The sequence below is a fragment of the Longicatena sp. 210702-DFI.1.196 genome (genome assembly GCF_020563125.1).
GTDB classification, from domain to species: Bacteria; Bacillota_I; Bacilli_A; order Erysipelotrichales; family Erysipelotrichaceae; genus Longicatena; species Longicatena caecimuris.
Genome location: NZ_JAJCPX010000021.1, coordinates 1 through 22,292, shown reverse-complemented (window position 1 = coordinate 22,292; position 22,292 = coordinate 1). Strand labels below are relative to the sequence as shown.

The window sequence follows — 22,292 nt, the reverse complement described above, 5'->3', positions numbered from 1 at the left end:
TTATTATGTAGTTCAGCGCTGATACTATCTTTATACTGAAAATCCATGGCTCTTTCAAAGGTGCGATTTATGTAATAGCAAAAGGCGAGGGTTCCCCCTCGCCTTCGCAATGTTTTCATTTTTTACTGTGCTGTTCCATATTCGGCTTCGTCCCATTGAGCAAATGCGTCCGTTAAAACTCCTGCCAGTTCATCCGGCTTGTTATATTTAACTTTTGCATATATGTCCATGGTAATCTTGCTGCTCTCATGCCCTGCCAAATATTGAACTGTTTTAGGGTCTACTGATGAATGAATCAAATTGGTGATATAAGTGTGACGTAGTTGGTGCGGTGTAACATCAAAATCGAGGCTGTAAATCACTTTCCCGTTATGTGCTGCTTTTTCTCCGAGAACCGGATTGACGGTATGCTTCACACGTTTTCCGTTCTCATACCTATAATATACTCGAGGCTTTGCTGTTCTGGTAACGATATACTGCCACAATCTCTTAAACTGCGTATAGGAAAGCGGCTCCCCATCCCGATTGGCGATCACATATTCTGATGTCGATTTTTTCTTTGCCTCTCTCAAACAATCCGCCAAACGATCTGGAAGGGGGATATTCCTTTCCGCAGCTTTTGTCTTTAACTCTGTGAGAATAATTGGCCGGTTATGCTCTGTATGCCACGCTCTCCGAACCGTCAAATAGGGAGCCTCTGTGTCTAAATATACCGAATCCCATTGCAGCGCAAGAATTTCTTCACGCCTCAAACCGGCATACAAACCAATCATAACAAACACATAGGGCGGTAATCCCTGAATAGCGTCTAAAAGCCGTTCTGCTTGTTCATCTGTCAACGCCTGTTTGTCCTCTTGAGGAATCCCGCCGCCTTTGGCATTGAGATATATTGTTGGGTTCGTATCAATGACATGACTTTCCTGTGCTGCGCGAAAAATGGACTTATACAGGATGATAACCGACTTATACACAGATACGGATTTCTTTGAAACCGGAACAAGCGCAACCTGGATGTCGTCCAATGTTACTTCTGCCATCCTCTTTTGGCCCAGCTCCTTAATAATATGTCGCCGTACCTTGGATGTGTAATCTGTCAATGTCGTATTACGAATATGGACAGACTGCATAAGCAACCACTTTTCACAATACTCTGCGACAGTAGGGGATTTTTGACGGAATGTGATGTTGTCAACCTTCTCCAATGCCGCCATTTCCTTATCGTATAGTTCTTCACGAGTTTTGCCGTAAAGGATTACACGCTTACCCTCTGCGTCCTCAACATCGGTTCTATAATACTTATGACCGTTCACTTGAACTGTACCATATCTGGGGATTCGCTTTTTTCTTAAAGCCATTCCACCACCTCCAAAAATAATTTTCAGCGCCGTACTCTTGTTTTATCAGAACGCGCCTATTTCATCAAAGGTGCGATTTTTATCTTCGCACATTGCGATATGTTGCTCTTTTCTCTATTGGCTTCGCTCTGTGCGTACTTTTTGCGATATACTCCTGAAGGCTGGTATGGGTAAAATAGACGCAGCCATTAGGCACATACTGAATATAGGAAATCAAACCGCTATTTCTGGCTTCATCCAGAGTGGTCAAACTGATTCCTAATATTTTTGCCGCCTCTTTACGGGTAATCAGTTTTTCCATATTCAATACTCACCTTCTCTCTGCTCTTTTGACAACTTCATAGTCAAAGCCGGGGCGCTGGCTGCAATAGGTGCAGATGTCCCGTTTCTGCTGCGCGGGGTTTACTCTCCTCAAATAATAAGAGCCTGTGCCATAAAAGTTATTGGCACAGGCCGGGCAAAGGCACATGATTAAGTTTTCGGGAACCTCCTCGATCAGCCCCACACTGACGGCCAGGGCATGGTCGATCCTGCGGATGTGTTTTTCCTCCAGCCTGCCGATGTACGTCTCCAGCCGCTTTTTATCAATGGTGCGAAGCTGCTCTAAAAGAACAAGAGAGGGCAGCTCCAGGCCGCTTTCTGCTTTTAACAGGTAGTGGGTGGGGAGCTTGGCCTTTGCGTCCACCTTGCTGGAGATAGCAGCTACAATGACGGTGGGGCTGTATTTATTCCCCGTGTTGTTTTGAATGATGACAACAGGGCGATAGCCTTCCTGTTCAGAACCGATACCCCGGCCCAGATCGGCATAGTACATATCGCCGCGCAAGTATGTTTTGTTCATGGTATTTGACCTCCCTTTTAAAAATTAGGCGGCAAAGGCCGCCTATGTAGAGGCCGTGCAGCAAAACAGAATGAAGGCCGGGGAGAGATAAAACAATTCTCCTGTTTTCATTGGCCTGTCCTGCTGTACGGCCCATATTTCAAAGCAAACCAATTTGTCCTCGACACCCCGGTTTGCTGCGGGAAGTCATCAAACGGCTGGCGGCTTGCCAGCTCCACGGGGAATCTCACCCCTCGCGTGGTTCTCACGCAACCGCCCCCATTGCCTGCGACGGATCACGGCAAGAGCCGCTTCAACGCTCGGACGTTAGGCTGGACGGGAGTATCATTGTCCCCGCTGCTGGTCGTGGCCGTACCGGGAGCCATCCGGTACTGGCAGCCTGCTGTTTCTCGCTCCCTGCCAGGAAGTACAAACCAAAGACCTACTTCTCTTTTTCGGTGGAGTCTCGTTGTTTTCTTCCGGCAGATCACCGCGCAGCCGCCGCCTGGGCTTTGGCTTTCGCCAAAGCAGCGGGAATGTGCTTGATGATTGGGTATTCGGTTTTCAAGGTTCCTGGAGAGGCCAAAAAAGAACCTCTCACTCTATTTGCCGCTGAGTGAGAGGTTTGACAACCCTGTTTACTCAAAAAATTTTTTTAATTTTTTGAGTATCCTGTTTTTCCGCTTCTGTATGGCCTGCCGGGAAACGCCCAGGTGCTTTGCCACTTCGCTTTCCGTTTTCCCGTCAAAGAACAGGGCATAGATCAACGCCCGTTCCTCTTTAGGGAGTTGCAAAAGCGCGGTATGTAGCTTGTCCAACGTAAGTTTTCGGAACACCACATCCTCCACGCTTTCTGCATTAGCTGCAAACTGACGGGCGTTTTCTTCCATGAGCCTGTCCAGGGAATCTTCCCGGCTGGGAATAACCTGTTTGATTTCACCGTTGCTGCCATAAATAAGACGTTCACACTTCAAATCTTTCTCAAAGTAACGCATTTTCCGGTCGCCCTTCATATAGGCGGCATACACTTCATCCGTGACCTCGATAAGTTGGCCGCGAACCCATATTCTTTTTTTGCCAGCGTCCACGCTGTGTACCTCCGTTTCGTCTGAATTTCGAGAAGAAGTCCAGACGGACGGCGGCCCTCTGCAACATGGAAGGCTTGTCCCACCGGGAAATACCAGAAAACCGCATTTACCGACAAAGTAAAAGCGCACACACCAAAAGGCGCGTGCGCTCGGCTGTTGGTTTTTGCCTGATGATGGGTAAGACCCGGAGAAAAGAAAAAAGTCTGTCGAACAAAAAAATACCGCAATCCCCGTAAGGACTGCGGTATGTACGAAATATGGTTTTTGTTCGGTTGTGGGCGGGAAGCCGCCCGGCTTTTCTCTTTCTGGCTCCATGCTATCCCCTTATGGGGATAAGCTGACAAGCACCACCACCTTTCCCCAAATTGAAATGTTGATAGGGGTAGTATAATGTATAAAAAAGAGGAAACAGCGAGGCTTCAAAGAGGATTTGCATAGTTTCATCGCAAGTTTAGACACGTCCCGTGTGTGATTTGTCAAACACAAGCGACAAGATATGAGATTTGAAAAACCGTCCCGAATGACCTCGCTTTATGGAAAGGAAAAGCGCAGCCTCTATCAAGACTGCGCTTTGTGGATATTATGAAGTTGTTTGAAAGCGATACCCGATTTCACGAATACTCTCGATGATAAAGGGATGGTGCGGATCGGCGGAATAGAGTTTTCTGCGTAGGTTTCGGACATGGTAGCCTACGGTGCCTCGTTCATTGACAGTTAGAGCTTCGCCCCACACCTTTTCATAGATTTGGGAATAGCTTAATACCCGCCCATTATTAACTGCCAGCAGACAAAGGAGATTATATTCTTTTGTTGTTAAGGCCACTTCTTTCTGATTACAGCGCACCAGCCTTTGGCTGGGATCAATCTCAAGATCGGAGAGAGATAGCACCGGTTCCGAGGTAAGCTCCCACTTTTTCAGCTCTGGATGAAGCTGCAAAAATGAAAGGAAATCTTCAAAAATCTTTTTTTCGTCCTCGTTCAGCTTCATAATGATTATTTCTCCGATGGTATCACCTCCTGGGCATTTGTCCAGGCAGCTTCTTTTAACTTGTTTCACTAATAACGTGTTCCAGCCTGCAAGCGTCCTGTGCTGCAATATCATGGGGAACACCGGCCTCAATAAGCTGTCTGGTAAAAAACTGGTGCTTTTCATAGATTTGCTGGGCGATCTGCCAGCCTTGCTCTGTGAGGGAGAGTGTGCCATCGTCCTTTTTTAGTAGGCATTTCTTTTTAGACAGTTCCTTGACCGCTCGGCTCACGGAAGGCTTTTTTACATTCAAAAACTCCGCTACATCTACACAGCGGGCATAGCCCTTTTGCTGCTGAAGCACCAGCACAGCCTCCAAATAGTCCTCCATAGAAGATGTTAAGGGCATATAGCACACCTCCTTTTTTCTGAACAAATAAAGTTATTTACACCATGCCAGCTTTCTGGAAATGTTTTTTGAGTAATTTCTTAGCAATAATCGCACCGATAAAAGCGCAAAGGCCAACAACAATAAGCATTATAATAGCCGTTATAGGCGATACCAACGTCTGCAAAATCCCCAAATAGCTTTCGCCAAACATTCCTGCGTACTGTTCAAGCGTTTGTTTTGAGAAAAACAGGAAAGGAATATATGTTCCACTGAATGCTGCTAAAACCATGTAAATAATATAACTGATTGTAAGTGTCTTTCCATTCGTACAACCTGTTTTCCAGGCAATCAGCGCAGAAATAATCCCGGCAATAATACAGCAAATTATCATAGGTGGATAAAAACCATAAATCCCTGTTACTGCACAAAAAATGAATAATGCCCACGGTTTTTTCGTCTTAGCTGCCACAAGGAAGTATGTAATAGCTGCCAGTAATGCCCACAATGGGCTTACTACTAACATAGTATAGGGAGAAAAGGACAAAAACGCACAAAGAATATAAATGACAAGCGCACATACAGATAAAAGAGCTGTGACGATCAAGTCTCTTACTTGAAAGCCTTTTTTGTTTTCATTTTGCATGGAATAAATCCTCCTTAAAATAATGATATTGGCTGGAACGATGTCCATATGACAACCGCAAAAAGAGCAAGCATACCTATCAATAAAAGGCCGTCTCTCAAGCGGAAATCAACTAATATATAGTGAGTTTTTTTACAGGGATAGCTGATCCCTCGCGTTTCTGCCGATGCAGATAATTCAGTTGCTGTCATCAAAAGTCGCATAAGTATAGGAATTAAAAAGCCTTCGTATGTCTGCGCTGGATGACTTAACACTCGCCAGAAAGATAATCCCACACCCCTCGTTTTCATTCCCTGCTTTATATAAATCGCATCCTGTTTTAGAGATGGGAGAAACCGCAAAATAATAGCTATTGGAATCACAATGGCCTGGGGGATATGGCTCACTTGAAGCGAGGCTATCAATTCCGCTATTTCCGTAGTCTGAAATAAGATGTTCAAAGCGAGTGCAATGGTTAAAATCCTTAATAAGAAGAAAGTTATCACAGAAGATAAATGGATTGGAAGGATTTGTGCCAGCATAAGTAAGGCTATATAAGCCGTTAAAAATTTAATACTTGTTTTCCAAAGCCCACTCAGGAAGGAAAATAGGCAAACAACACCAAAAAGCAATAGTCCTGTCAGACCACCACCTAAAGCAAATGCCAGCGCCGACGTCAACAAAATCAAAAGTAGTTTTATACGCGAATCGTAATATAAGCCATGATGTGTTCTCATTTATTCACCACCTTTCATCATGAAATCCTTTACAATTTTGAATGTACTTTTCCCTGTCATTTGTAAATCATCTTTGATAATCCCTTCCTTCAAAAGCAAAGTGCGCGAGGCGGTCAGACTGATAAACTCCAGATCATGTGTAATAATAAAAACCACTTTCCCAGACTTGCGCAGAAAGTTAACAGCATTGGCAACGGCATACATATTGTTCCAATCTAATCCACTTGTAGGCTCATCCAAAACGATGATTGGTTTTTCTGAAAGCATTGCGGCCCCTATTGTCAACCTCTGCTTTTGACCACCTGACAGAGCATACGGATGACAGTCTTTGAAATTTTCCAAATGAAGCATTTTCAAAATTCGAGACACTTTTTCATCTATGCCCGGAATCTTTTTGTTTCCTAACCTCAACTCCTCTGTCACACTGTCTGTATAAAGCTGGTGATCTGCTTCCTGCATAACAAAGTACACATAATCGGACAATTTTCGCTGCTTCACATTCTTTCCATCAATAAAGAACCCCCCTTGTCGACAACGAATCAAGCCGGACAGGATTTTTCCAAATGTTGTTTTTCCGCAGCCGTTTTCTCCAACCAGAGCAATCGTTTCTCCCTTATGAGCTTCTATTGAAATGCTGTGAAGAAGCTCCGGCATAGCCTTATGTGAAAAACTCATGTTTTTAATTTGGAGAAATACTTCTGAATGCCCAATCGGCTCTATCTTTTCTATTTGTATCGTATTGAGATTTAACGGACGAAGCCTCCTGCTGCGCATTTGAGAAGCAGATAGCTTTGCCATCTCCTCACCTGTTAATTCTTCGCAGATTCGTCCCTCTTTCATAATTAAAAATCGATCTGCAAGCCCGTATAGATAGAATAGCCTGTGTTCGGAGACAATGATTGTGTGTCCTGCGGCTTTCAAGGCAGAAAGGATTTTCCTCATCTGTAAAATTGCATGAATGTCTAAATTAGCCGATGGTTCGTCCAGTACATAAATTTGAGGATTAAGCGTAGTCGCTGCAAGAAATGCGATTTTTTGCCTTTCTCCACTGGACAGAGTAAAAATATCTCTGTCTTTTAGATTTTCCATATCCAATGATTGAAAGGCTCTGTCAACACGTTTGACGATTTCTTCATGAGGGATTCCATAATTTTCACAGGCGAACGCAACCTCGCTGGAGCTGTTAGTAGTAAAAAACTGACTGCGTGGGTCTTGAAAGATTGAGGCAATCTCCTTTCCAGCCTCACCAGCGTCTGATTCCTTAATGGATCGCCCTGACACAATAACTTCACCGGATAATACACCTTCAAAAAAGCGTGGAATCAAATTATTGATACACCTGGTTAACGTGGTCTTTCCACATCCACTTTGCCCGGTAATAACAAGAAATTCTCCCGATTTTATAGTAAGGTTTACATCCCTTAGATTTTCCTGTATCTGTCCTTCATATTGAAAAGAGGTATGCTCAAAGGATATAATTGGAATTTGTTTTTTCATGGCGGCACACCTCATAACTTCCAACTGATGGATTTTTCCCGGCATTCCAGAAAAGTACGATAAACCCCTTCTTTTTTTGCCAATTCCTCATGAGTTCCGTGCTGAACAATATGCCCCTGGTCAATGACAACAATTTGATCTGCTGTCCGAACGGTGGATAGCCTGTGAGCAATGGAAATCAATGTTTTGTTTTTGGTTAGTTCAAAAATTGCGTCCAAAAGGGCTTTCTCATTTTCCGGGTCTACGCTGGATGTCGCTTCATCCAAAATAATGATGGGTGCGTCTTTCAATATTGCCCTTGCTATTGAGATTCTCTGTTTTTCACCTCCGGACAGGGTTGAACCTGCTTCTCCTATCATCGTTTCGTATCCTTGAGGGAGTGCCTCAATAAAATCATGGCAACAAGCTCTTTTGGCTGCCGCCACTACTTCTGCATGAGACGCATTAGGTTTGCCAAATTTGATGTTGTTTTCAATCGTATCATTGAACAGGTACACTTTTTGAAATACCATGCTTACATATGACAAAAGACTGTCGCAGGTAAATTCTCTTACGTCATGCCCTCCAATTTTAACACTGCCGGACTTTACATCCCAAAACCTTGCAATGATATTACACAAAGTTGTTTTTCCAGAACCTGACGGCCCAACGATAGCACAGGTAGAGTTTTGGGGAATTTTTAAGTTAATTCCATCCAAAATGGAACGGCTGTCATAAGCAAAAGTAACATCTTTTAGTTCAATCTCATATGATTTCAGAGCAATGTCCTTTCCGCCAACATCTAAAACTGGTATATCTGAGATAAGATCCAGCCGATCTAACTGCGTAGCAAGCATTTTACTCAAAAAAGCTCCATCATTCATCAGTTCCAGTTCCATAAACATTAAAAATGCACAGATGATAAACAAAAGGCAATAGGGTAAGGTAATAACTCCCCATAAATAGAGTAGGGCTGAAAACAAAAATAATAGACAGCTTGTAATCTTAAATACGGCTTCATATATCTTCATAATTCCAGCAGTAGAGACTGTAACCGCTATATCGCTGCGACACTTGTTTTCAAAGGCTTGATCCACCTTTCCTTTCCCTTCTTTGCCTTTCCCAAATATGCGCAGAACAGAAATACCTTTTATATATTCTAACGCGCTCCCCACCAGCAATTCCTGGGCATTTTGCATATCTTCTGTATGTGCTCCGGCTCGTTTTTTTATCTGGCCCAACACAAGAATTCCTGCTAAAATTCCCGTTAAGGCTAAAAGGCCAATCTGCCAGCAAAATATACCCAACATTAACGTCATGGCAAGTGCCTGAACAAAGCCCCCCACCAAAAAAGTCAATGCAAGCATACAATTTCCTTCCAGATCGGAAATTGTTGTTGTCAATACCGTTTGTACGGTGCCGAGATTGTTTTCTGTAAAATACCCCATCGGTGCCCGTTTTAGCTGATTTCCAATCTCAAGACGCTTTTCCCGAAAAATCTCATATCCAGACGCACTCATAAACACATCGCTTAGATACTGAAATAAAAAACGGCCTAAAACACTAAGTACAATAATTCCAAATGCCTGTAAAATGACAGTTCCTGTCAAGTGTTCGATATTCAACATTACCAATAGCACCGCAAAAAATACAAAGGCAGCGCAGCAGGATTTTAGAGCATTGAAGATCAACCCGACAATTACACGGGAACGATATTTTCCGGATAACCGTAAAATCCTTTTTATAATTGAAAACATATTAAAATCCTCCTTCCACTTGATCTGCTGAACTCACATAATCTCTCCATAACCTTTGATAAAGCGGGCATTTTGACAGAAGCTCTTTCTGTCTGCCGCAGCCGACAATCTTTCCATTTTCCACCACGAGGATTTGATCTGCATTCTGGATCGTTGCAAGACGATGAGCCACTACAATAAGCGTTTTTCCTTTTACAAGCTTGCTGATAGCACTTTGAATGAGATATTCATTCTCTGGGTCAGCATAGGCTGTAGCTTCATCAAGAATAATCACTCTTGCATTTTTAAGAATCGCTCTTGCAATAGTAATTCTCTGACGCTCTCCGCCAGAAAGTTTTTCTCCAGCGTCTCCGGCATTTGTATCATATCCGTTTTCCAGATTTACGATAAAGTCATGACAGCAGGCAGCTTTCGCAGCAGCTACCACCTCATCGTCTGTCGCATCTGGCTTTCCGAGACGAATGTTTTCACGGATACTTTCATCAAACAAAAAATTGTCCTGAGCCACATAACTGACCTCACCCATCAACTGGGCAAAAGGAATCTCTTTGATATTTTTTCCACCGAAAATGACCTCTCCCTTTGTAGCATCCCAAAAACCAGCCATGAGTTTTGCAATCGTTGATTTGCCGGAACCAGAAGGGCCGACAATCGCTGAAACCGTGCAGGGTTTGATTTCAAAGGACACATTTTTCAGAACTTCTGTTTCATTATAAGCAAAAGAAACATTTTCAAAGCGATAGGCTGTTTCATCCAGTACAGCATTTTTTTCTGGACGGCTCAATTCCGGTTTCTCAATAAACTCTCGTATTTGGTCGAGGCAAGCTTTCACCATATTAAATTGTTCAGAATACTTCCCAACTCGCATAAGCGGAGCAATAAATCCAATGGGAAGGATAATGCAAGTGATAAAATCTGACAGAGGTAATGTTCCAGTCATATAAAGCCATGCTCCAATCGGCAGCGTTCCCAGCAATGTTGTAGGCATTACAGCTTGAATCACGGCTGACCAAAGCCAACTTTGCTTCCACCAGGCCAGAGTGCTGTCGTGAAAGAAGTTGATTGCACCTGTAAATTTACTATAAGAGGCGCTTCCTTGATTAAAAGCCTTAATAACCTCTATCCCGTTTACATACTCAACCAGCGTACTGTTCATCGCGTTTTGCGATTTCATGTAAGTAGTACTTTTGTTCACATAGTCTTTCATCATTCCAATGTATCCCAAAAGTCCGAGAGGAATTGTTATCAATGCCGCTAATCCCATGCGCCAGTCAAGAATAAATACCAGTAGTATACAGCACAGGGGAGCCACTATATTAGAGGTTATCTCAGGCATGAAATGAGCCATCGAATCCTCTAACTTTGAAACCGTATCCGCCATCAAATTTTTGAAATTGCCGGTCGGTGTATCCAGCATAACGCCCATGGGCACCCGAAGCATCTTATCTGCAATCATACTACGGATATTTTTCAATATTTTATATGTCGCCTTATGCGACATGAAAGAGGACTGGTATGTAAGCCATAGCTTTAATATCTGTCCACCCAAAGCAACCGCAAACAAGATACATACATTTTGAATGGTCGCTGTTTTGTTAAATAATTCTGCAACTAATAATGACACTGCAATAAAGGGAGCCATCCCAAACAATTCTCCCAGCGTTGCAAGAAAGGTTGAAAGATATAGTTGCTTTTTATTATTTCCGGCATAATCCAGCAGTTGATGAATTGCTCCGGATTTCTTTTTCTTCTCCATGAAAGAATCCTCCTTAAATAAGTTAGCAAAAACTAACCATTTGGTAAAAAATAAATGGCCAAAGCCACTTATTTGAACGGAAGTCCTAATACACCATACCATCCATAATGCTGGAATTTTATGATGTTTTTTACGTAATCCTCCGCTTTTTCATAAGGAACATCGTGCAAAATACACTCGCATAGTGCAGTAATATAGCCATGTGTCAAAATATGTATTTCTATATCGCTTGGCAGGTATTTTGTATATCCCGCTTCATATGCCGCTTTTACAAATTCGGAATTCTGCTTCGCATATTGGTTTGTAATTTCTTCTATAAAATTTTCGACGCGAGAGCCTTTGCTGCATTTCAACAAGAGCTGAAATTCCTCTAAATGATCGTACATATAGTTAATGTATGTCATGGCCTGCATATATGACGCTTCAACAGAATCCCTCTCAATGGCTTCTCTAATTCCAACTTTATCGTAAGGCTCTGCATTATCCATAAAATCTAATGTATAATGGTAGACATCTTCAATCAAAGCCAAAAATAGCGCTTCTTTATCCTTGAAATGACGATATACTGCACCTGTTGTAACCTTTGCAGCGGTAACAATATCTTTAAGTTGCGCTGCCTGAAAGCCTTTTTTAAGGAATTCTGCTTTCGCACATTCCATAATCCGCTCTTTTGTCAAGTCGGAGCAATAACTCAAAATATTTCCTCCTTTCTTAGATAAACATTTTATTTAAGATAATCGGATTATCAAACAAAAGTTAGAATAGCATATTTTTGTTTTACTGTCAAGTGGAGCCTACTCTTATTTTGTTATTTCGCCTGATTTCTATGTACCCAGCCGCGCAGGCGGCTGGGCTTCTTCTTTTTTGAGGCTGTTAATAAGCAGGGGTGCCGTACCCATAAATCTCATAGTATCCCACGGGGTAGCTGTTCTGGCGCACGGAATCACCGGAGTTGCCCTCCACGGTGTAGACGCGGCCATTCTCCACCTTCTCCACAATCCCTACATGGTCGGATGAGCCGTCCTGGCCTCCATCATCCCAATCGAAAAAGATGATGTCACCGGGGCGCGGCTCGTAGCTGTTGTCCTGCCACAGCCCGCGCTCCTTAAACCAGGGTACACCCTGGGACGCACAGGCCGCAAACTTCGGAATAACACCAGCGTCGATATAGCCGCACTCATTGGCACACCAGCTCACAAAGCAGGCGCACCATTCCACACGGCTGTCAAAGCCGTACCAGCTCCAATAGGGCGCACCGCCCGTATTCCCCACCTGGGAGAGCGCCACGGTGACGATCTCGCCGTCGCCTCCGGTAATGCCATAAAGCACCTGGCTCCAGAGGGAACTGTTCTCATCGGCCAGAAGCTCTGCCATCTGTTCCCGTTGATCTTCGTGAAAACTGAACTGATTGGCCATTTCCTCCGCCGTCTTGTGGCTGACCGTGATATACAGATAGGTGCGGGTGACGGTGACTTCTGTTTCCACGATATTCCCATGCCCGTCATCGGATGTTTCAATGATGGTTTCCGTCTTGGTAGAGGTGCTGGATGAGATCTCATTCATCTGCCAGAAAATATCCTTTAAGAGCTGCTTTTTGGAGTCATCCATGGTGGCGACTTCCTGGGCAGCGTCCGGGTCGGTGGTGGTTTTCACCGCATAAACCGCAAGCACCTCTTTCCAAACCGCCCGGCTGCCGGACATCTCCAACACATCGTAGGTGTGGGAAGTTTTGATTTCCTCCAGCTTTTCCTCGTACTCGGCGTTGATCTCCTGCACAGCGGTCTGCATGGTCTGCCCGGTGCCGGAGTCCTCCCCGGAGAAGAAAATCCCAAAGCAGGAGCCGATAATCATGCCAATGAGGCAGATCACAATAATCACCAGCACCGCAACCCAGCCGCCCGCAGCGATGGCAGCAATCAGCGCCTTTGTTGCTGCTATGATGGCTTTCACCGCTGCGATGGTGGCCTTGACCGCCACCTTTGCCGCAGTCACAGCCGCTTTCGCCGCAACGCGGGCAGCATGGGCGGCAGCTCTGGCGGCCCTGGCTGTGGCCTGGGCTGTTTTTTGAGCCGTTTTTGCTGCTTGCTGGGTAGTCTTGATACTGGCTTTGGCTGTCTTTTCCGCCGTCTTGATGGATTTGCTGGCGGTTTTCACCGTCCCTTTGGCAGTAGAGGACGCCTGCTTGATGGTCTTGCGGCTCCTGTCCACTGTTTTAATGCTTTTCTGGCCCCGATCCAGTGTCTTGACAGCCCCGCGCTCCTGCCGGATGGTTTTCACCGGCTCCGAAAGACGGTCTGCGGCCTGTCTGGTCTGTCTTGCCGCCTGCTTCTCCGCTTGTTTTTTAGGCTGTTCGGCTGCGGCCTTGTGCTTCTGGATTTTTTCTTTGACCTTGGAAATGTTCTCTTTGGTGGTCTTAACCCCTTTGCGGCCCTGCTTGTCAAATTGGTGGACAGCTTCACGGGCCGTGTTTTCAACCCCGGAAGAAATGCGGTCGGACGCATACTCGCCGGGAGAGCCTTCCTCTGCATACAGGCCATGCTCGCCCTTGTCTTTGGTGCGGATATATGCTTCTTTCATCCGTTCTGAAGCAACCGCCGCTTTATCAATCGCCTTGATCGTCTTATCCGCAACACTCCTTGTCTTAATACCCTTGCCCATAGGCTTCACCTCCTTCCCAGGGCGGGCGCGTCCTTATGCGTCAAGCAGCTTTGCCACCACAACCATCCTGCCGTTTGTCCGGGAATATTCACAGGTGGAGAGGGTAATGAGCTTGTCGCCATATTCCGCAGTCACGCCCGTATCATAAAGGGCCAGCGCCTTGCACTCTGCAATATACTCGTCAAAAGCCTCGGCGCTCTCCGCATTGACAAAGTGGTAATACTTGAAACCCTCCCCGGAATAGGCCACCGTCTTAAAGGCGGCGATCACCTCATACTCGCCAAAGCTGTCCAGGGTATCAAAACAGATGGTCTTATGCTCCCGGTAAAAATCCTCGCTTGCATACTTGCACAGGTCTGAGAACATTGTGCCGTTGTTCATGTGGTGGCCGTACAACACCAGATTGTCGGAAATGCCAACGTCGCAGTTTTCGGCCAGATAAGGCACGCCGTAACTGCTGTACGATTTGTCAAAGGCGTGTTTGAGGTAAAAATCCGGGCTGTCTTTGGTCTGCATGACAGGGTAATCAATCCGGGTGCCGGGGATGGAAACCCAGCCCACCAGGTCGCTGTTTTTGGCGTACACATCAGCGTATTTCTCAAACGCAGTTACTTCTTCCGTGGCCGGGGCGTTTTCCAGCTCCAGCGCGGGCAGCTCCACATCCTCCTTTATCAGCTCCGCCACTTCTTCAAAGGCTTCGGCGCTCTGCTTCTGGTCGAGATATTCACGGGCCAGCATAGCCCCGGAGAAAAGGAAAAGGGCGGCACAAAAGGCCGCCCCTGCGATCATCCGTCTGGTTTTCACTTTATCACTCATTTTCTTTACCCTCCTTGTCCTTATCGCGCTTGCTCTTTGCTGGCTGCCTGCCGGTGCGGTGCGTCCGGGGCCGCTTTCAGTTCCCGCAGCTCCAATTTTACGGATGATTTCTCACTGCCTGCTTTTTCAGCCAGCCGGGCCGCGCCGCGCTCCATCCCGGAAAAGGTCTTGCCGCAGGACAGAAACAGGCCCCGCAGCTTGGCAAGCACGCCTTTGTCGGCCTCCAGCTCCTGGGCCTGCTGTACTTCTTTGCCTGCAAGGGCGCGCCCGGCGCTTTTCATGTGGATTCCCGCCTGATGCAGCTCCTCCCGGAATACATCCAGCTTCCCGGCGCATTGCTCCATCGCCTTGCCGGCATGAGAGAAGCCGTGTTCCATGCGCGAGAGAACGGCGGGAATACGCAAAGCCTGCACCGCATGACGCAGGGCGGAGCGCCCCTTTTCCTGAAAGGTCTGCACCATGCGCCCGGCAGAGGAAATGAGGTTTGCCTTGGCGGTGGAAACCATCGCTTTTACCTGCTGGATTTTGCCTTCCGCCGCTGTCACAAGCTGCGCGCATTTGGCCCGGATTCCCTTGTCGTGGAGCTTGCCAACCTCCAAACGGATTTCTTTCATCTCCTCCATCATCTGGGCCAGCTTATCCTCCATGCCGTCGATATACCCCACCAGGGCCTGCACTTCTTCCTTCTGCCTTTGAAGGTTGTTTTTCTCCAGCACAGAGAGAAGCTCGATGATCTGGGGATGTTCCCCCAGCGTATAGGTCAATTCAGCCATCTTATTTTCCTCCTATCAAAGCCATTATCGGGCTGGTTCCGCCTGCTTTCTGGCAGGCGGCAGCTCCCGGCAGTATTCCGGGTAACGGATTTTCATGCCCTCCATGAAATAGGGGGCAAACTCGCAGCAGAACAGATCTTCCGGGGAATAGGCGTTGCTGTGTTCCGGCTCGGTATAGCCGTTCCAAAGGTTAAAGGCCAAACGGCACACCCGGACGGTGCCGCTGGTCTGCCAACCGCCGTGCATACCCTCCGGTTTGATACAGTCCTGCTTGAAATCAAACATCTGGCGGATGTTGGCCCGTGTTTCCGGGGCAATCCCCATGACATAAAAGAAAGACTGATGATAGCAGTCATTTTTCCGGGCCTCACTCATCATCCGCAAAAAGAAATCGCGGTGTTCTGCGGACGCAAACCGGATATTGAGCCTGTTCATACCAAAACCTCCTCGCCGCCGAACACGCCCTCACCGGGCTTGGTGGTCATCAGGGCATACAGCTTTGTATTGCGCGGGAAACGGTTGACAAAAGGCACCAGTGCGCTGCCGTAGCGGATGAGGCCGCAGCCCGCGTCCGCGTTGGTGACATAGCTCATCTGCTCCTTAGAGATATTGAGGAGCTTGGAGAGCTTTTCCCGGTCGGAAGCCGCCTGGTTGAGCATGACGATAAATTCCGAGTTACTGAGCATGGTGCTGGCCTGGACGGAATCCAAAAGGTACTCCACGTTCTGGGTAATGGCCGTAGGATAAGCGCCGCGCTTTCTGAACTGCCGCCATGCGCTGTTAAAGAAAATACCGCTTTGCTCATTTTCAAACATCACATGGAACTCGTCGATAAAGACGTGGGTGCGCTTGCCTCGTTTCCAGTTGAGAGTCACGCGGTTCAAGATGGTGTCGGTGATGACGAGGGAACCGGCTGGCTTTAGCTGCTCGCCCAGGCCGTGGATGTCGAACACCACATAGGGCTTATTCAAATCCACCGTGCTGTCGCGGCCAAAGATGTCCAGGGAGCCGGTGGTGTAAAGCTCCAGGGAAAGGGCGATCTCCTTTGCCTTTTCCTCCGGCTGCTCCAGCAGCTTGTTCCGCAGGTCGCAGAGAGTGGCGGCCCGGCCCTCTTTTTCCGCCTCCGGGTAAACAAGGGCGGTGCAGCGGTCGATGATGGATTTATGCTGCGGCCCCACGCCGCGCTTGTCGATCTGCTCGATGAGGGACATAACAAACTGCGACTTCTCCACAATGGGATTCTGCTCGCCGTAACCCTCCACCATATACATGGAATTGAGCTTGTCTTTTCCGCCTGCCACCAGGTGGGCCACCGTAGCCTTTTCGCGGCCCAGGGCTTTCACCAGTGCGCCAAACTCGCCCTCCGGGTCACAAATGAGGATTTCATCATTGGCGTAATTGGGATGGAGCATAAGGAAGGCGATCAGCTCTTTCACCGCAAAAGATTTTCCCGCGCCGGGAACGCCCAGGTAAAAAGCCGACTGGTTTAACAGGTTCGCCTTGTTGCACATGATGAGGTTGTGGGAAATAGCGTTCTCCCCAAAGTAAATGCCGCCCTTGTCCTGGATCTCCTGCACCTTAAAGGGGATGAACACCGCCAAACTCTCGGTGGTGAGGGTACGGAAGGCGTTGATTTTGCGCACCCCAATGGGCAGGGCCGTGTTCAGCCCGTCAAGCTGCTGGAACTTGAGAACCGCAAGCTGGCACATATGCTTTCTTGCCACGGAAAGCACCGCCTCGGTGTCACTGTCAAGCTGCTCCTTGGTGTCGGCGGTGATCGCCAGGGTAATCACCGCAAACATCATGCGCTGGTCACGGGTGGTGAGATCGTCCAGGAACTCCTTGCTCTCTTTGCGCTGAAGCTCCATGTCATAGGGCACCACGGCGGAAAAGTTGTTATTGGCATTTTGGCGTCTTTGCCAGTTGGTGATGTTCGTTTCCACGCCCAATAAGCGGTTTTCTACCTCCCGCACAGCCTCATCCGTAGGCACCGGAACCACGTCAATGGAGAACATCAGATTGCGGTTGAAATCCGTAAGCTCCGTCACCATGTTGTCCTTGATATAGCTGGCAAAATCCTTGAGGAACAACACCCGGCAAAACTTGTCACCCAGCTTCACATAGTCGCTGTTCTTCTCCATGCTGTCGGGGCAGATATAGTCCTTGAAATCGTGGCCGCGCTTTGCCATAGCCGCCAAATCAAAGGAGAACTCTGCCTCCTCGCCCTGGCGGTAGAAATCGTGCAGGATACGTAGCCTTTCGGAAGCGTCCAGCTCCACGCACTTGGAACCCAGGGCGGCAAAGTGAGAAATGAGGTCGGCCCCCACGCGGGAAAAGTAGGCGCGGGCCTCCTCAATATCTTTCTTCACCACAGAGATGGTGATATATTTCTCCTGGGTGATTCCATTGGCCCCGGTGGCCTTATCGAGCAGCATTTGATTGTATTCCCTGCGGTACTCGTCCCGGAAGTCCTCCTGCATAGGCATGAGGATGGAGTTTTCAAAGTTTGCCTTATTCGTCCTCCGGTTGTTGATGGTGATTTTCGTCACCGCTCCAGAATCCAGGGAGTTGAGAAGCTCCGAGTAGATGAGGAACATACTCTCTTTATCCTCGCGGCTTGCCACCAGATAATTGATGTCGCTGAACTGATAGGTTTTGGAGAACTTGTTTCCGGTCAAAAAAATGCCGTCCTGCCAGATACGGCGGACGGGGATCACATCCTGCACCTTCCGGGGTACGGTATATCGCTCCTTGTCCTGCTTGGACATGGTTTTCAACGTTTTAATCATGGGTTGCCTCCTTCCGCTTGTAAAACTGTTTCGGCTCTTTGGGCTGCTTTCTGACGGGCCGCCCGGTCTGCCGCCCCTCGATCACATCTTTCAAAGCAGCATAGTAATAGTTGCCGTCCTCAAACTTTATCTCCTTTGGCTCCAGCATTTCCGAGCGCAGCCACGCCCAGATGAATTGTTCCGCCGTCATGCCGTGGTAGGTGATAAACCCCAGCATGGCAAAGGGGGACGCGCCCAAAATGCAAACCCAGGAAAGGGTTTCCACGCCAAAGTAGGGGCGCAGGAGAAAGTAAAGGCCCACGGCCACGCCGCAGGCCAGAATGGAAAAAATGAATTGCCGCATACTCAAACCGAAAAACATGGATTCGGTGTAGTTGCGGATTTCGCGGTTGATCTTGACTTCCAAAATGCCACCTCCCGTTATCGCTCAAACTCTTTTTTCTGCTTGCCCTGCGCCCCTCTGACAGCCTGCCGGTCATAGAGCTTCATCACATCCATGCCGTCATAGTCCGCCAGACGGGCCAGTTGCACCCTGGTAACGCCGTGCTGCTTGCAGTAGTGCAAATAGCTCTGCATACCTGCCTGGTGTTCGATCCCGCCCTGTAAATCTTCGATTTCATACCAGGCGCAGGCATGGGCCTCCGGCGACATACAAGCCAGGGAATATCCTTGCTCCAAAGGCTCAAACAGGTCGGAATCGTAAGTGAAGCACTCGCCGTAATGCGCAAAAGGCTGGTCGTTTTCCCGCAGCGGATGGAACCGCACCATATCGTCCTCAAAGGACGCATAGGCTATCACGTCCTCCGGGGAAGCCTTGCTGCCCTTGACCAGCAGATAGTCGATTTTGTAGTTTTCCTCATCCGGCACATCCAGCCCCCGGTTCCATTGATAGGATTCGGTACGCTTTAGGGCGCGCCCGGCAAGCCTCATCAGCTTTTCTTTGCTCATGTTCAAAACATATCCCTCCGTTTCTTAACGCTCCCGGCCCTTTTGCCGGGAAGATTTCTAAAACAGCCGAGAGGCAGCTTCTTTCTGTTCCTCCAGCCGCGCCATTTTCCATTCCTCCCTCAACGTCTTTGTGCTTTCGGGCTGTTTTTCGCCGGGGAGAAGATAGGTTTTCCCGTTCCGCTCGGCAGCGTGGGTGGGATAGCCCATGACTTTCAGCGCCTTCTGCACCTCCAGGACGTGTTCCGGCTTGGGCTGGCAAACGCCCAGATTGCGGTAGATCTGAAACTCGCCGTACCACGGCTCATTCTGAAAGTTGTCGGCGCGGAAGAACACATCCTCCCGGATGTCCTCAAGAGGCGTTTCCAGCACCTTGCGGCAAACCTCGTTTCTTGTATCGTCCATTGACTTTTCCTCCTTTACAGGCCCATCATCTCGCGCACCACGCGGTCGGCCATCTTCACAGCGCCTACAAGCACCAGCATATTGAACAGCAGCTCGCCCACATAGCTCCACACCTGGGTAACTGCCGCCGCGTTGGGGTCAACCGCAGGGGGTGAAGCCGCGAACAGGGAGAAGATAATGCAGGCCAGCACGATGATTGCCCCCTCCAGGCACACGGCGGCATAGCTTTTGATGAAGCTCTTGCCCACGTTCTGGCTGGGTTCCCCGCCAAAGGTGGACAGAGGCACCGGCGCGATGGCCGTGTATAAATAGAGCTTAAAAAACCGCCCGTAGACGGTCATAATCATAATGAAGCTGAGAACGGTGATGAACAGCCCGCCGATGAGCGTCACCGCCCACAAAGGGATACTCTCAAAGAAGCCGCAGCTTTCCACCGCGTCAATGATCTCCTGTGGGAGAACGGTCTGCTGTGCGGTTCCAAAGCCCGCCGCGTTCATAATGGTGGAAACAAGGCCCTGGACAATGTTAAAGAGGGCCATCATCAGCTCCAGCCCATAGGTCACGACACCCTTGGCAATGGCAAACCGGATGAACAGCTTTAAGGCGTGTTCCGGCTTTTTCACCTCGGCAAAGCTGCCGCAGGTTTTCACAATCCCGATGACAAAGAACAGCACCAGAAGCGCAAGGCCGATAGCCCGCACCGCGTCGTGGATGTTGACGATCACACTCCAGATGGAGCCGCCCTTAAACTGCTCCGGGCTTTGGGTGATAAGCTGCCAGATTTCAGACAGATACTTGTTCCAGGTGTCAAGGGCATTTTGCAGGTTTTGCACAACCCAGTTATCGGACATTCAAAGACCTCCTTTCCGGCAGAAACAGGGGCGGGCCGCTGTGGCCCGCCCCTATGCCGCCGTTTTTCATCAGCCGGTAATCAGGGTTAAGATTTCTTTAGCAAAGGTAATCACAACGCCGCCTGCCAAAGTGAGGAAGCCGTTGGCTCTCTGGCTGGGGTCATGGGATTTGAGAGAGAGGCCGATCTGCACCACGCCGAAGCCCAGCAGGATCATACCAATAGCCCGGATGAGGCCGAAAATGAAGTCGCTGAGGTTGTTGATAACCGTCAAGGGGTCGCTGGCAGCAAAGGCCGTGGTGGTGCAGCTGCACAGCATAAGCACCAGGGCTGAGTAGACGGTAAGGGCGCTTTTGCCCTTTTTGCTCATAGGCAGGCTGCGGGTTTCCTTGTTCTTCTTGCTTTCCTTGTTAAACAGTTTCATTTTGCTTTTCCTCCTTGAATTGAAAGATTTTCTCCATGTCCTCGTCGGACAGAAGCTCACAGGTCACATCCGGCTCCTTGAGATTTGCAAGGTCGCCGGGGGTAAGGCGGCTGATGGTCAAGCCCGCCACAGCGTTTTCCGTGCCGCCGTGGGCATAGGCTGGCGCGCCGCCATCGGTGGTGTATTTCACATTGGGGTGCTTTAGCAATTCGTACTTTTCATCCATCAGCGGCGGCTCGCCCCGGATAAAGAGCAGGGCCAGGCGGTTGTCCAGCATACGCACCTCGTCCGGGGTCATCAGCTCCCGGCCCGTGATCTGGTTGTTGGTAGAGTAGCTGCCCGAATGGCCGGTACTCTTGCCGTAGGTGTCCAGCCAGAGGGTGCTTTTGCCCAGATAGCTTTCCGAGATGAGCTTGTGGGTGGACGATTCGTTGCCGCCCAGGTAGAGAAATTCATCGCAGTTGCCCATGATGGATTCCCATTGTTTCTCGTACAGCGCCTTGAGCTGGGCGATGTTCTGGATGATGATGGACACAGAAATATTCCGTGAGCGCATGGTAGCCAGCAGCTTGTCGAAATCATCGGGCAGGCTGACATTGGCAAACTCGTCCATCAAAAAATGCACCGGCACAGGCAGGCTCCCGCCGTGTACCCGGTCGGCGCTGTAAAACAATTCCTGAAAGGTGCTGGCATACAAAAGGCTCACTAAAAAATTGAAGCTGGCGTCGTTGTCCGGGATGAGGGCAAAGAGCGCCACTTTCTTTTCCCCCAGGCTGGCAAGCTCCAGCTCGTCGGTGGCCGTGAGGGCCGCCACGGATGAAAGGTTGAACTTCTCCAGACGTGAAGCAAGCGTGATCTGGATGGATTTTAAGGTCTTGGCGCTGCCGGAGCGGTAGTCCTTGTAATACTTCACCGCGATGTGGTCGGGGGAGCGCATTTCCAGCCGTTCAAACAGCTCATCCAGCGGGGATTGATAGCTGTCGTCGTCCTCCCGCACCTCACCGGCCCGCAGCATTTCCATGACCATGGGGAAGTTTTTCTCGTCCTCCGGGGCCTCGTAGTGGAGATAGAACACCAGCGCCATAAGAAGCATACTGGCCGCCGTATCCCAGAAGGGGTCGTTTGACTGGCTCCCTTTGGGGGTGGTGGCTTTGAACAGGTTCGTCACCATCTTCTGCACATCGTTGTCGTTTTTCAGATAGGCAAAGGGGTTATAACAGTGGCTTTTGTTCATGTTCAAAAGGTCAACCACCTTAATCTCATAGCCCTGCCGTTCCAGCAGGCCGCCGCAGTCCCGCAGCAGCTCTCCTTTGCAGTCCAGGATGAAAAAAGAGGTGTTGGCCTGGCAGATATTGACCTTTGCATAAAAGCGGCTTTTTCCCGCGCCGCTGCCGCCGCAGACCAGGGTGTTTAACGTCCTGCGGTGCTTTTTCCCGTCCAGCCCCATGCGGACGTGCTGGGTAAAAATGCGGTTTTGAAACGGGTTTTTATCCCGGTATTTCCGGTTCACGGCCCGCGGATCGCCCCATTTGGCGGAGCCGTGTTCCTCGCCCCTGCGGTAGTTGCGCCTGGATGAGAGGTAAATGCCAATGCCCAGCCCGTAGGCGGCAATCGAGTAGGGTGAAATAAATCACCCTCTCACACCACCGTACGTACGGTTCCG

General features: G+C 48.7%; 22 protein-coding genes and 1 pseudogene. All 23 read right to left on the bottom strand.

The window, feature by feature from the left end:
• Positions 1-122: 122 nt before the first annotated feature.
• Positions 123-1,355: a site-specific integrase gene (locus LI241_RS09745; RefSeq protein WP_008818637.1), complete on the bottom strand. Its 1,233-nt coding sequence runs from the start codon at positions 1,353-1,355 to the stop codon at positions 123-125.
• Between the two features lie 79 nt (positions 1,356-1,434).
• Complete coding sequence (locus LI241_RS09740) at positions 1,435-1,656, bottom strand: helix-turn-helix domain-containing protein (protein ID WP_008818636.1); 222 nt, start codon at positions 1,654-1,656, stop codon at positions 1,435-1,437.
• Positions 1,657-1,665: 9 nt separating this feature from the next.
• Entirely contained in the window at positions 1,666-2,196 is a 531-nt protein-coding gene (locus tag LI241_RS09735) for a type II toxin-antitoxin system PemK/MazF family toxin (protein WP_008818635.1), read from the bottom strand.
• A 617-nt stretch (positions 2,197-2,813) separates the two neighbouring features.
• The gene (locus LI241_RS09730) at positions 2,814-3,578 is read right to left on the bottom strand and encodes an RNA polymerase sigma factor (protein WP_217780397.1); all 765 of its coding nucleotides are present in this window, start codon (positions 3,576-3,578) and stop codon (positions 2,814-2,816) included.
• 265 nt (positions 3,579-3,843) lie between these two features.
• Positions 3,844-4,251 carry a winged helix-turn-helix domain-containing protein gene (locus LI241_RS09725; RefSeq protein ID WP_217780398.1) on the bottom strand — a complete coding sequence of 136 codons (408 nt, stop codon included), beginning with the start codon at positions 4,249-4,251 and terminating at the stop codon, positions 3,844-3,846.
• A gap of 55 nt (positions 4,252-4,306) precedes the next feature.
• Positions 4,307-4,639: a metal-dependent transcriptional regulator gene (locus tag LI241_RS09720; protein WP_022298831.1), complete on the bottom strand. Its 333-nt coding sequence runs from the start codon at positions 4,637-4,639 to the stop codon at positions 4,307-4,309.
• A gap of 37 nt (positions 4,640-4,676) precedes the next feature.
• The gene (locus LI241_RS09715) at positions 4,677-5,264 is read right to left on the bottom strand and encodes an MptD family putative ECF transporter S component (protein WP_008818631.1); all 588 of its coding nucleotides are present in this window, start codon (positions 5,262-5,264) and stop codon (positions 4,677-4,679) included.
• 14 nt (positions 5,265-5,278) lie between these two features.
• Positions 5,279-5,980, bottom strand: a complete 702-nt coding sequence (locus tag LI241_RS09710) for an energy-coupling factor transporter transmembrane protein EcfT (protein WP_008818630.1) — start codon at positions 5,978-5,980, stop codon at positions 5,279-5,281.
• Complete coding sequence (locus LI241_RS09705) at positions 5,981-7,477, bottom strand: ABC transporter ATP-binding protein (protein WP_008818629.1); 1,497 nt, start codon at positions 7,475-7,477, stop codon at positions 5,981-5,983. It abuts the gene before it with no gap.
• Positions 7,478-7,488: 11 nt separating this feature from the next.
• Positions 7,489-9,213, bottom strand: a complete 1,725-nt coding sequence (locus LI241_RS09700; RefSeq protein WP_008818628.1) for an ABC transporter ATP-binding protein — start codon at positions 9,211-9,213, stop codon at positions 7,489-7,491.
• 1 nt (position 9,214) lies between these two features.
• On the bottom strand, positions 9,215-10,969 hold the full coding sequence (locus LI241_RS09695) for an ABC transporter ATP-binding protein (protein ID WP_008818627.1): 1,755 nt from the start codon (positions 10,967-10,969) through the stop codon (positions 9,215-9,217).
• Positions 10,970-11,037: 68 nt separating this feature from the next.
• Positions 11,038-11,664 (bottom strand): TetR/AcrR family transcriptional regulator, encoded by a 627-nt coding sequence (locus LI241_RS09690; protein WP_008818626.1) that lies wholly within the window; start codon positions 11,662-11,664, stop codon positions 11,038-11,040.
• 178 nt (positions 11,665-11,842) lie between these two features.
• Positions 11,843-13,627 (bottom strand): CHAP domain-containing protein, encoded by a 1,785-nt coding sequence (locus LI241_RS09685; RefSeq protein WP_008818625.1) that lies wholly within the window; start codon positions 13,625-13,627, stop codon positions 11,843-11,845.
• 33 nt (positions 13,628-13,660) lie between these two features.
• Positions 13,661-14,443, bottom strand: coding sequence for a class B sortase (srtB, locus tag LI241_RS09680; RefSeq protein WP_008818624.1), 783 nt, complete (start codon positions 14,441-14,443; stop codon positions 13,661-13,663).
• A 20-nt stretch (positions 14,444-14,463) separates the two neighbouring features.
• A complete protein-coding gene (locus tag LI241_RS09675; RefSeq protein ID WP_008818623.1) occupies positions 14,464-15,216 on the bottom strand; it encodes a DUF6674 family protein in 753 nt (250 codons plus the stop codon).
• Between the two features lie 24 nt (positions 15,217-15,240).
• Positions 15,241-15,651 carry a DUF6075 family protein gene (locus LI241_RS09670; protein WP_008818622.1) on the bottom strand — a complete coding sequence of 137 codons (411 nt, stop codon included), beginning with the start codon at positions 15,649-15,651 and terminating at the stop codon, positions 15,241-15,243.
• Complete coding sequence (locus LI241_RS09665; protein WP_008818621.1) at positions 15,648-18,005, bottom strand: VirB4-like conjugal transfer ATPase, CD1110 family; 2,358 nt, start codon at positions 18,003-18,005, stop codon at positions 15,648-15,650. The genes LI241_RS09670 and LI241_RS09665 overlap by 4 nt, the downstream gene beginning before the upstream one ends.
• On the bottom strand, positions 17,998-18,411 hold the full coding sequence (locus LI241_RS09660) for a PrgI family protein (protein WP_008818620.1): 414 nt from the start codon (positions 18,409-18,411) through the stop codon (positions 17,998-18,000). Before LI241_RS09660 ends, LI241_RS09665 begins: the two co-directional genes overlap by 8 nt.
• Positions 18,412-18,425: 14 nt before the next feature.
• Positions 18,426-18,953 (bottom strand): hypothetical protein, encoded by a 528-nt coding sequence (locus tag LI241_RS09655; RefSeq protein WP_044948109.1) that lies wholly within the window; start codon positions 18,951-18,953, stop codon positions 18,426-18,428.
• Between the two features lie 57 nt (positions 18,954-19,010).
• Entirely contained in the window at positions 19,011-19,355 is a 345-nt protein-coding gene (locus tag LI241_RS09650) for a hypothetical protein (protein WP_008818618.1), read from the bottom strand.
• A gap of 14 nt (positions 19,356-19,369) precedes the next feature.
• Positions 19,370-20,206 carry a hypothetical protein gene (locus tag LI241_RS09645; protein WP_008818617.1) on the bottom strand — a complete coding sequence of 279 codons (837 nt, stop codon included), beginning with the start codon at positions 20,204-20,206 and terminating at the stop codon, positions 19,370-19,372.
• A 69-nt stretch (positions 20,207-20,275) separates the two neighbouring features.
• Complete coding sequence (locus LI241_RS09640; protein WP_227151167.1) at positions 20,276-20,629, bottom strand: glutamyl-tRNA amidotransferase; 354 nt, start codon at positions 20,627-20,629, stop codon at positions 20,276-20,278.
• Positions 20,616-22,241: pseudogene (locus LI241_RS09635) on the bottom strand (VirD4-like conjugal transfer protein, CD1115 family); the annotation flags it as partial. The pseudogene LI241_RS09635 and the gene LI241_RS09640, both read right to left, overlap by 14 nt.
• Between the last annotated feature and the right edge of the window lie 51 nt (positions 22,242-22,292).

Coding starts and splice junctions, on each gene's coding strand:
- LI241_RS09650 (WP_008818618.1), bottom strand. CDS start 19,355: ATGGACGATACAAGAAACGAGGTTTGCCGCAAGGTGCTGGAAACGCCT.
- LI241_RS09695 (WP_008818627.1), bottom strand. CDS start 10,969: ATGGAGAAGAAAAAGAAATCCGGAGCAATTCATCAACTGCTGGATTAT.
- LI241_RS09725 (WP_217780398.1), bottom strand. CDS start 4,251: ATGAAGCTGAACGAGGACGAAAAAAAGATTTTTGAAGATTTCCTTTCA.
- LI241_RS09655 (WP_044948109.1), bottom strand. CDS start 18,953: ATGAGCAAAGAAAAGCTGATGAGGCTTGCCGGGCGCGCCCTAAAGCGT.
- LI241_RS09745 (WP_008818637.1), bottom strand. CDS start 1,355: ATGGCTTTAAGAAAAAAGCGAATCCCCAGATATGGTACAGTTCAAGTG.
- LI241_RS09735 (WP_008818635.1), bottom strand. CDS start 2,196: ATGAACAAAACATACTTGCGCGGCGATATGTACTATGCCGATCTGGGC.
- LI241_RS09665 (WP_008818621.1), bottom strand. CDS start 18,005: ATGATTAAAACGTTGAAAACCATGTCCAAGCAGGACAAGGAGCGATAT.
- LI241_RS09675 (WP_008818623.1), bottom strand. CDS start 15,216: ATGGCTGAATTGACCTATACGCTGGGGGAACATCCCCAGATCATCGAG.
- LI241_RS09730 (WP_217780397.1), bottom strand. CDS start 3,578: ATGGAGCCAGAAAGAGAAAAGCCGGGCGGCTTCCCGCCCACAACCGAA.
- LI241_RS09670 (WP_008818622.1), bottom strand. CDS start 15,651: ATGAACAGGCTCAATATCCGGTTTGCGTCCGCAGAACACCGCGATTTC.
- LI241_RS09685 (WP_008818625.1), bottom strand. CDS start 13,627: ATGGGCAAGGGTATTAAGACAAGGAGTGTTGCGGATAAGACGATCAAG.
- srtB (WP_008818624.1), bottom strand. CDS start 14,443: ATGAGTGATAAAGTGAAAACCAGACGGATGATCGCAGGGGCGGCCTTT.
- LI241_RS09715 (WP_008818631.1), bottom strand. CDS start 5,264: ATGCAAAATGAAAACAAAAAAGGCTTTCAAGTAAGAGACTTGATCGTC.
- LI241_RS09720 (WP_022298831.1), bottom strand. CDS start 4,639: ATGCCCTTAACATCTTCTATGGAGGACTATTTGGAGGCTGTGCTGGTG.
- LI241_RS09705 (WP_008818629.1), bottom strand. CDS start 7,477: ATGAAAAAACAAATTCCAATTATATCCTTTGAGCATACCTCTTTTCAA.
- LI241_RS09645 (WP_008818617.1), bottom strand. CDS start 20,206: ATGTCCGATAACTGGGTTGTGCAAAACCTGCAAAATGCCCTTGACACC.
- LI241_RS09710 (WP_008818630.1), bottom strand. CDS start 5,980: ATGAGAACACATCATGGCTTATATTACGATTCGCGTATAAAACTACTT.
- LI241_RS09640 (WP_227151167.1), bottom strand. CDS start 20,629: ATGAAACTGTTTAACAAGGAAAGCAAGAAGAACAAGGAAACCCGCAGC.
- LI241_RS09740 (WP_008818636.1), bottom strand. CDS start 1,656: ATGGAAAAACTGATTACCCGTAAAGAGGCGGCAAAAATATTAGGAATC.
- LI241_RS09700 (WP_008818628.1), bottom strand. CDS start 9,213: ATGTTTTCAATTATAAAAAGGATTTTACGGTTATCCGGAAAATATCGT.